The organism is Methanosarcina sp. UBA5 (genome assembly GCF_002505485.1).
In the GTDB taxonomy this organism is placed as follows: domain Archaea; phylum Halobacteriota; class Methanosarcinia; order Methanosarcinales; family Methanosarcinaceae; genus Methanosarcina.
The window spans coordinates 318-9,213 of the sequence record NZ_DAVG01000136.1; the positions used below are offsets into that span (position 1 = coordinate 318).

Below are 8,896 nucleotides of genomic sequence, written 5' to 3' on the forward strand. Positions count from 1 at the left end.
CACCTGGAGTCACTGCCACTGATCTTGTCCTGACAATTACAAAGATCCTAAGAAAACAGGGAGTTGTCGGCAAATTTGTGGAATTTTATGGTCCCGGTTTAAATTCATTGAGTCTTCCGGATAGAGCAACGATTTCCAATATGGCTCCTGAGTATGGGGCGACCCTTGGAATTTTCCCACCTGATGCCGAGACACTTGACTATCTGCGAAGAACTGGCAGGAGCGAAGAGCAGGTTGACCTTGTGAAAAGGTATCTTGAAGCCCAGGATCTTCTCTATTCAACTCGCAAGCCTGATCCCATTTTCAGCACTACCCTGGAACTTGATATGAGCACGGTAAAGCCCTGTCTTGCAGGTCCGAAGCGCCCTCAGGACCAGCTCTTCTTGAGTGAGGTACCTGAAAACTACCGCGAAATTATGAAACAGACCTTTATCCGAAAGAAAGAGTCAGGGCTTGAACTTTACCGAGATCCTGCTTACCAGCGCTGGATAGGAGATGGAGGGGCTCCTGTAGAGGAACCTGAAACCCCTGGTGCAGAAGAGGAAAAAGCGGAGGCTCTTGAGAAGGCCTTCAGGGTAACACATGGTTCTGTAGTGATTGCAGCAATCACTTCCTGTACCAATACCTCAAATCCTTCAGTCTTGATAGGAGCTGGGTTGCTCGCAAAAAAGGCTGTAGAAAAGGGCCTGCACGTCAAGCCTTTTGTAAAAACAAGTCTCTCCCCAGGCTCAAGAGTAGCTACGGAATATCTGAAAGCTGCAGATCTTTTACCTTATCTCGAAGCCCTTGGTTTCCACCAGGTTGGGTACGGCTGTACAACTTGTATAGGAAACAGCGGGCCTTTACCTGATCAAGTCTCAAAAGAAATTAAGGAAAATGACCTTACTGTTGCAGCCGTACTCAGCGGAAACCGGAACTTCGAAGGTCGAATTAATCCTCTTGTCAGGGCAAATTTCCTTGCTTCTCCACCTCTTGTTGTGGCCTATGCAATCGCAGGTACTATAAATATCGATCTCGAAACCGATCCCCTTGCTTATGATCCCAACGGACGCCCTGTTTACCTCAAGGAGATCTGGCCTGCAGAGGGGGAGATCAGGGATGCTGAAAAGAACAGCATTAAACCTTCAATGTTCAAAAAAGAATATTCAGGCGCTCTTGAGGGCCCAAAACGCTGGAAAGAGCTGGAAGTCCCGGTTGGTACCCTCTATGATTGGAACCCTATGTCCACTTATATTCAGGAACCTCCATACTTCATGGATTTCCCGCCTGCTTCACCAGCGCCTGCGGATATAAAGAATGCAAGAGTTCTGGCGCTTTTCGGGGACAGCATTACCACGGACCATATCTCTCCTGCAGGGGACATCCCTTCAGATAATCCTGCAGGTAGGTACCTGATTTCCTGGGGTGTGAGCCCTGAAGATTTTAATTCTTATGGGTCCAGGAGGGGTAATCATGAGATAATGATGCGCGGAACCTTCGGGAATATCCGGCTTAGGAACAGGCTCGTGGATAGGGAAGGAGGCTGGACCGTATATCATTCCCGGAAAGAAGACTTCCCCGAGGAAGCCTGTGGAGGAATCCCGATTTATGACGCAGCTATGCTTTATGCGGAAAATAATATTCCTCTGATCGTTATTGCAGGAAGGGAGTACGGGACAGGTAGTTCCAGGGACTGGGCAGCCAAAGGTACGTTCCTGCTTGGAGTAAAAGCAGTTATTGCTGAGTCTTTCGAGCGCATCCACAGAAGCAATCTTGTAGGTATGGGAGTTCTTCCATTGCAATTTAAAGCAGGCGAGAATGCCGATACCCTGGGCCTTACAGGAAAGGAAAGTTATGATATTCTGGGCATTGAATACATGGAACCCCACGGAGAACTTACCGTAAGGGCAAAGGACGAAAATGGGGATGAAGTTCAGTTCCAGGTAACCTTGAGGCTGGATTCAGCTGTGGAAGTCGAGTATTACATGAACGGTGGGATTTTGCATAAGTTCCTGCGGGATTCGGTGAAGAAAAAATAATAAGTTAGCAATACCGGAATTGGATAAAGAATCTTTTTAAAAAGGTTTCACAGGCTTTAAATAAGCTCGCTGCTTTTCTGAAACCTTTTTTTACCTGATCGGAAAGAGAGTTACTTTAATTCTCGCAGGCACTTTGAGGGAAACTTTATTCTGAAAGTCGCATATTTCTTTTTTATGTACCCGAGAGACTTAAGGCCGTGGCTTCCTTTATATTAAAAAATAATTATAAATATAAAAATCTTAAATTAGAGTTTTGACTTAAAAATTTATCCTCTTTTTTACTAATTCCTATAGGACTTTTCTTTATTCGATAGTGACAGCTTTAAATAATGCCAGATATGCCGTTCTCATGTCTCTACTCTTTATTGAGTTTCATAGCATATCAACTGTTATTGACATAAATGCAAAATAAGATTGGAGACAAGACTTCATTTGGGAGATATTTTTAAAGATATCTTAAAAAATGTTTTGGAAGATATTTCGAAAGATATTTCAAAAGAAGTGGGTGTCAAATTAGAAAGATTTTAAAAGCTAATTTGAGATCCTCTAACATATAATATAGTTCTTGCGATATCTTTATATATAATGAACGTAGACTACATATGCTTTTCAGTCTATAATATATACACTTATTTATGGCTGACAGAATAACATGCTCAAAGCCAGGAGATTTTTGCCCTGAGCTGGAGAAAATAGCTATTAATTATTCGTGGCTGATATGAAACGACTCGGTAAAGTGCTGCACAGAACAGGTGTTAAAAACCTGATAATTAGAGGGGATGAGGTAAAGCCCGAGAATGTCTCAGGTAGTTTTCCTAAATTGAATTCGGTCGTTGTAGATAAGGCCCTGAATCGAATTGGTACAATCGTCAGTGTTTTCGGACCTGTAGACCATCCATATTTTTTAGTGAAGGGCTTTAAGCAAACTTCCAATTCAGAATTTCGAGCTCTTGTTAACGAAAGAGTCTATATTCGGTGAAAGCTCTGATGTTGAATNNACGTGATTTTTCTTATCCTGCCTTTTAGATGTTTACTGTGATTTCAGTGGTGCAGCCAAAGATACCGAAAATATAAACATATGGTCATTTTAGTAAGGTGATATGATATGGTAGAAGTCGAAAGAGTTCGCTATTCGGACACTCTTGAAAGAGAAAAAATACGTGCCATGATCAAAGCTCGCAAAGAAAAGCAAAAGGAGCAAAGTTTTGAGAACGAAAAGGCCGTGTGTCCAGAATGCGGCAGCAGAAACCTTGTTCACGACTATGAGCGAGCCGAGCTCGTGTGTGGGGACTGCGGACTTGTCATTGATGCCGATTTTGTGGATGAAGGACCAGAATGGCGAGCTTTCGATCATGATCAACGTATGAAGCGTTCCCGTGTGGGTGCGCCTATGACATACACAATCCACGACAAAGGGCTTTCCACAATGATTGACTGGAGAAACCGCGACTCCTATGGGAAGTCAATCTCTTCCAAAAATCGTGCTCAGCTCTATCGTTTAAGAAAATGGCAGCGTAGAATCCGTGTAAGTAACGCAACTGAAAGAAACCTCGCATTTGCACTGTCCGAACTGGACAGAATGGCTTCTGCTCTCGGTCTTCCTAGAACTGTGCGGGAAACCGCAGCTGTCGTCTACAGAAAAGCTGTGGACAAGAACCTTATCCGTGGAAGAAGCATTGAAGGTGTCGCCGCAGCCGCGCTTTATGCTGCTTGCCGCCAGTGCAGCGTCCCAAGAACTCTTGATGAAATCGAAGAGGTGTCCAGGGTCAGCCGGAAAGAAATCGGAAGAACTTACCGCTTTATTTCGAGAGAACTCGCATTAAAGCTCATGCCCACGTCTCCGATCGACTATGTCCCGAGGTTCTGTTCAGGCCTTAACCTTAAAGGAGAAGTCCAGTCAAAGAGCGTTGAGATCTTGAGGCAGGCTTCCGAAAAGGAACTCACAAGCGGAAGAGGCCCAACAGGAGTTGCTGCCGCTGCAATTTATATTGCGTCCATCCTCTGTGGTGAGCGGAGAACTCAGCGGGAAGTCGCAGATGTAGCCGGGGTTACGGAAGTTACCATCCGAAACAGGTATAAAGAGCTTGCAGAAGAACTGGATATTGAAATTATCCTGTGATTAGTCCTTATTTTTTCTTTTGCCAGCAGGTTTTCTCTTTTATTTAGAGAAACGCCCTATTTTTTACTGGTTTTATTTATTCAAGTCATTTGTCCGGGTTTTCCTGCTTGTGGAGGTTTATTTCAAAACGGGATTTTAGAAATTTTTAAATTTTTGATCCATAATGCTAACAATTGAAATTTTAGAAGCTCTTCTTTTAGGTTTCTCGGTAGGGCTTACAGGTGCACTCGTTCCGGGCCCAATGCTTTTTGCAACTATAGAGATTTCGCTGAAGAAAGGCTGGCTTGCAGGCCCAAAGGTAGTATTCGGGCATATGCTCGTGGAGGCTGTGCTCTATGTGCTGCTTCTCTTAGGGGCTGCTTCGCTTGTCGACAGCGGCATAATTTCCGGAATTTTCCTTGTAGGAGGGCTTTCACTTCTGATATTTGGGCTTCTTACCTTAAAGGAAGCTAGAGCCACGGTTTCGTCTTCGCAGATTTCTCAGGGTTCTTCAGGCTTGAAGCTGGTTTCCAATCCTGCTCTGATAGGCCTAATTACTTCGGTTTCAAACCCATATTTCTGGATCTGGTGGCTGACTGCGGGCGGTGCCCTTGTACTTAAGGAATATGAACTGGGAATTCTAATTGCAATGGCTTATATGCTCGGGCACTGGGCTGCAGATCTGGGCTGGTTTACTGCCATATCCGGCTCATTCGGGCGTGGTAATAACCTGCTTTCCCAAAAAATGCATAGATATATTCTCTATACCTGCGGGATCTTTCTGGTAATTTTTGGGTTGTACTTCATGCTGAATTACAATCATTCGATTAAGTTATCCTGAGCGCGGGCATGGGATAGCTTAATGCGGGCACGGGATAGCCTATTAATAGAAGGATAACCTTAGGCTTCCGAAAGGCGATTTTCCATGAAACGGCAGTGCATAAAAGTCCCTAAAAAGAAAGGAGAACCTGTAAGAAGAATACTCCTTGAGCTTGAAATTCTGGATAACTCCGTAAAAATAGGCGTAGATGAAGAGTTTCTTTATCTTCCCTTGACCAGAGAGCCCACCCCTAATGAGCTGGAGAGTTTTCCCAAAGAAATTGAGCTTCTTGAGTTCGATTTCAAGCCCTTGGAAAAGAAACCTGTTCCAGAAGACCTGCTTGGTTTCAGCCCTGCTTATGAAGTAATAGGAGATATCGCCCTGCTGGAAGATCCTAAGCTTGACAAGGAGAAAGCTTCGAGAATTGCCGATGCCCTCCTTTTGACCCAGTCGAACATAAAAACCGTGCTCAAGCCTCTCACGCCTGTTATTGGGGAATTTCGGGTCAGAGAATTTGAGGTCGTTGCAGGCGAGCCGAGGACCGAAACCATTCACAGGGAATACGGCTGCCGCTACAAAGTCGACCTTGCACGGGCTTATTTCACTCCTCGCCTTTCGACCGAGCGCTCAAGAATTCTTTCCCAGGTTAAGGAAGGAGACACCGTTGTCGATATGTTTGCAGGCGTCGGCCCTTATAGCATCCTGATCGCAAAGAGCAAAAAGCCTTCAAAAGTCCGCGCAATCGATAAAAATCCGGACGCTGTGCGTTATCTCAGGGAAAATATAATTCTTAACTCTGTGGAAAATATCGAAGCAATCGAAGGCGACGCCCGGGAAGAAGCAAAAAAGTTTGCAGGTACAGCTGACCATGTGATTATGAATCTGCCTCACAGTGCCTTTGAGTTTCTGGACTCTGCTGTTCTTCTGACAAAGCCCGGCGGAATAATCCATTATTACGGAATTACTCATGAGGACGACCTTTTCGAAAGCTCCATCGAACTCATAAAGAAAGCTGCGGAAAAAGCAGGACGGAAAATCGAGGTTCTGGAAAAAAGGGTAGTCCGTTCGTATGCCCCTCACCAGTATAATATCTGCATAGAGGCAAGGATTGTTTAAAGGAAGTTAAAATTGTTTAAAGGAAACCAGGAGTATTTAAGGGATGATGGAATTATTTAAAAGGTGCCAGAATTATTCAGGCGTTGCAAAAGCAAATTGCTCCGCCCGAGCGAAATAATTAAATTCTTGATCTCTATATTAAGTCTGCTTATTCTTTCTGTACATTTGCCGTCGTGGCTTAGCGGTATAGCGGCTGATTCGTAATCAGCAGGTCGAGGGTTCAAGTCCCTCCGGCGGCTTAATAATTTATTTTATTCTGTTCGGTATCTCTTTTATTTACTGTAATTAATAATAATATGTAAATTGTATAAGCCTATCTTTCATTTTGAAATCTTAGAATGTAGTTTCAATTTTGCAGTTTGCTGCCTTATGTTGCCCCAACTTGTAGACAGGGATAATAAATTCGTATGATCATGCAGTGTTCCTTTTTAAGTCTTGGAGGTAAAGCAGTTATGAAGTTTGGGGCTAACTGTAAAAAATACTTCCCCCAAGACTACAATGTACCATGTTTTACCTGTTCCTTGGGTCTAAATTGCAGGCCCGCAGTAAGTGCAGGTTGACAGCAAGATAATGTTGAAACTTTTAAATCTCATACAGAAATTTATTAAAAAACAATATTTTTCACTTCTCATAGTTATGTGTCTATCATTGATTTTGATATATTATGCACCTCAAGAAAATTCCTGAGCATAGCGGAGTGCTCGTTGGTCATCGGTTAGGGAACATTAGGACAAAATAGACAGAAAGTCCTTTGAACAAAAAGTAGAAGGCCTCAGGCGGAGTCAACCTTCCAGTAAAAAGCCCTCTAGTTATTATTGGAGCATGAGTTAATAAGTTTATTAATCTTTACTATTGCTATCTAATTATTCATTGAGCCTATCTGAAAGGTGGTTACCTGCTATAATTTTTACGATATGCAATATGCAAAACCTGGATGTATGCTCGGATATTATAGTTCTATTGTAACTTTTCAACATGCATTACTGACTTTTCGGATAGGCTTTTAGTTGGATAGCGCAAGCTATGAAATCATTGAAAACATAGTTTGTAAAAAATAGCAAGAATTATAAAAACAATCGTTGTAAGACTGATTATTAAAAGAGCGAGCAAGATATCTGATGAATTGATATTCTTTAAAAGATCATTCAAACCCCAGATACCGTCTGAAAGGAAATTAACGTTTTTATTGTAGAGTTCAAATAACACATGATAACATACGCTAACAAGATGTAAAAGATATCGGTTATTTGCATTTACAAACTTTAAGGCAGAAAGCCCCTAGGTCTTTAGCCTAGGGGATGAATGTCGTCAACTTCAACCTTGATTTCTTATATAAGCTTCTGCTGTTTCTTTCCTCACATTTCCGATTGTTGAGGCAAAATAACCATCGCTCCATAATGTCTTTTCTCCCCAATAGAATCTTTTCAAATAGTTGCCCTGAGTTTTCCATAGTCTATTTGTTGTCTCTTGCTTCAGTTTCCTAACAATTGCAAGAATTGAGACTTTTGGTTCACTCTTCACCAACAGGTGTATGTGGTCTTTGTCTGTTTCCATTTCTAATATTTCAAAATCTGACTCATGTTTAATAGCATGTATTGTTTGTTTCAGTTCGCTGTTAATAGGTTCTAGTATTCTTTTTCGATACTTGCAAACAAAAATAACATGGTACATTAACAAAAATTTGCTATAGTTTTTGTGTTCATACTCCATATGTACCCAAAACTATCTATTACGGTAAAGAATATACTAGTACGTATGATGAAAGCGTACCGTTTTAGACTATATCCTACAGTAGAACAATCTAATCAATTAGATCAACATATAGGTAGCTGTAGATTTGTCTATAATTGGGCACTTGATCAGAAAATTAAAACGTATGAACAAACTAAAAAATCAATTAGTCATTTTGATCTAGATAAAAGACTTCCTGAGTTGAAAAAAGAAAAACCTTTTTTGAAAGACGTGAATGCTCAATCACTACAGGGCATGACAAAACATGTAGATTCAGCTTTCACTCGATTCTTTAGAGAAAAGAAAGGGTTTCCTAAATTCAAATCTAAAAAGAATCCTGTTCAAGCTTTTCCTGTACCTCAACACTATTCTGTGAATTTTGAAACTGGTACAGTAAAACTTCCGAAGATAGGGGAGATTAAAGCAGTACTTCATAGAAACTTTGTTGGAGAACTGAAAAAGGCTACAGTCTCTAAGACTTGCACGGGAAAGTACTTCATTAGTATTCTTGTAGAAAATAATGAAGAACTTCCTGTTAAGCAGAAGTTTTCAGAAGAAACAATTGTAGGAATAGATGTGGGTATCAAAGATTTTGCTATACTTTCGACAGGAGAGAAGATTAAAAATCCGAAATATCTTAAAAATTCTCTTCAAAGACTTAAATTGCTTCAGAAAAGAGTCAGCCGGAAACAGAAAGGTTCTAAAAATAGAGCAAAAGCAAGACAAAGACTTGCTATACTCCATGAAAAGATAACTAATCAGAGAAATGATTTTCAGAACAAACTCTCTTTTAAACTCGTTAGCGAAAACCAAGCTATAGCTCTGGAAACTCTGAATGTTAAAGGTATGCAAAGGAATCATCATTTAGCTCAGGCTATAGGAGATTCTGCATGGAGCTGTTTTGTGACAAAATTAGAGTATAAGGCGGAATGGCTAGGGAAAACCATTCTGAGAATAGGACAGTTTGAGCCTTCCTCTAAACTTTGTTCAGTTTGTGGATACCATAATTCAGGCCTAACATTAAAGGATAGGGGATGGACATGTCCAGACTGTAAAACAAAGCATGATAGAGATATCAATGCTGCAATTAACATCAAAAAATTTGCACTCATA

The 8,896-nt window shown here is 41.4% G+C and carries 7 protein-coding genes and 1 tRNA gene; 7 read left to right on the plus strand and 1 reads right to left on the minus strand.

What is annotated here, in order from left to right:
• The 6 genes from acnA to BP621_RS16760 form a co-directional block, all read left to right on the plus strand.
• Nucleotides 1–2,018, plus strand: a 2,018-nt coding sequence (acnA, locus tag BP621_RS16735; protein ID WP_292391859.1) for an aconitate hydratase AcnA, incomplete at its 5' end; no start/stop codon positions are given.
• Between the two features lie 718 nt (nt 2,019–2,736).
• Entirely contained in the window at nt 2,737–2,997 is a 261-nt protein-coding gene (locus BP621_RS16740) for a Gar1/Naf1 family protein (RefSeq protein WP_292391861.1), read from the plus strand.
• 126 nt (nt 2,998–3,123) lie between these two features.
• Nucleotides 3,124–4,137, plus strand: a complete 1,014-nt coding sequence (locus BP621_RS16745) for a transcription initiation factor IIB (RefSeq protein WP_011020659.1) — start codon at nt 3,124–3,126, stop codon at nt 4,135–4,137.
• A 163-nt stretch (nt 4,138–4,300) separates the two neighbouring features.
• Nucleotides 4,301–4,957 carry a LysE family transporter gene (locus tag BP621_RS16750; protein WP_292391865.1) on the plus strand — a complete coding sequence of 219 codons (657 nt, stop codon included), beginning with the start codon at nt 4,301–4,303 and terminating at the stop codon, nt 4,955–4,957.
• Between the two features lie 84 nt (nt 4,958–5,041).
• A complete protein-coding gene (locus BP621_RS16755) occupies nt 5,042–6,052 on the plus strand; it encodes a class I SAM-dependent methyltransferase (RefSeq protein WP_292391867.1) in 1,011 nt (336 codons plus the stop codon).
• A 167-nt stretch (nt 6,053–6,219) separates the two neighbouring features.
• Nucleotides 6,220–6,291 (plus strand) — tRNA-Thr (locus tag BP621_RS16760).
• Between the two features lie 1,075 nt (nt 6,292–7,366).
• Here BP621_RS16760 and tnpA read toward each other — a convergent pair.
• Nucleotides 7,367–7,762 (minus strand): IS200/IS605 family transposase, encoded by a 396-nt coding sequence (gene tnpA / locus BP621_RS16765; RefSeq protein WP_292391869.1) that lies wholly within the window; start codon nt 7,760–7,762, stop codon nt 7,367–7,369.
• A gap of 45 nt (nt 7,763–7,807) precedes the next feature.
• Here tnpA and tnpB point away from each other — a divergent pair.
• Nucleotides 7,808–8,896: IS200/IS605 family element RNA-guided endonuclease TnpB (gene tnpB / locus BP621_RS16770; RefSeq protein ID WP_292391871.1), on the plus strand; the 1,089-nt coding region annotated here is incomplete at its 3' end.

What these genes read in the sequence shown, in the direction of transcription:
- BP621_RS16740 (WP_292391861.1), top strand. Translation starts at nt 2,737, where the DNA reads ATGAAACGACTCGGTAAAGTGCTGCACAGAACAGGTGTTAAAAACCTG.
- BP621_RS16745 (WP_011020659.1), top strand. Translation starts at nt 3,124, where the DNA reads ATGGTAGAAGTCGAAAGAGTTCGCTATTCGGACACTCTTGAAAGAGAA.
- BP621_RS16750 (WP_292391865.1), top strand. Translation starts at nt 4,301, where the DNA reads ATGCTAACAATTGAAATTTTAGAAGCTCTTCTTTTAGGTTTCTCGGTA.
- BP621_RS16755 (WP_292391867.1), top strand. Translation starts at nt 5,042, where the DNA reads ATGAAACGGCAGTGCATAAAAGTCCCTAAAAAGAAAGGAGAACCTGTA.
- tnpA (WP_292391869.1), bottom strand. Translation starts at nt 7,762, where the DNA reads ATGGAGTATGAACACAAAAACTATAGCAAATTTTTGTTAATGTACCAT.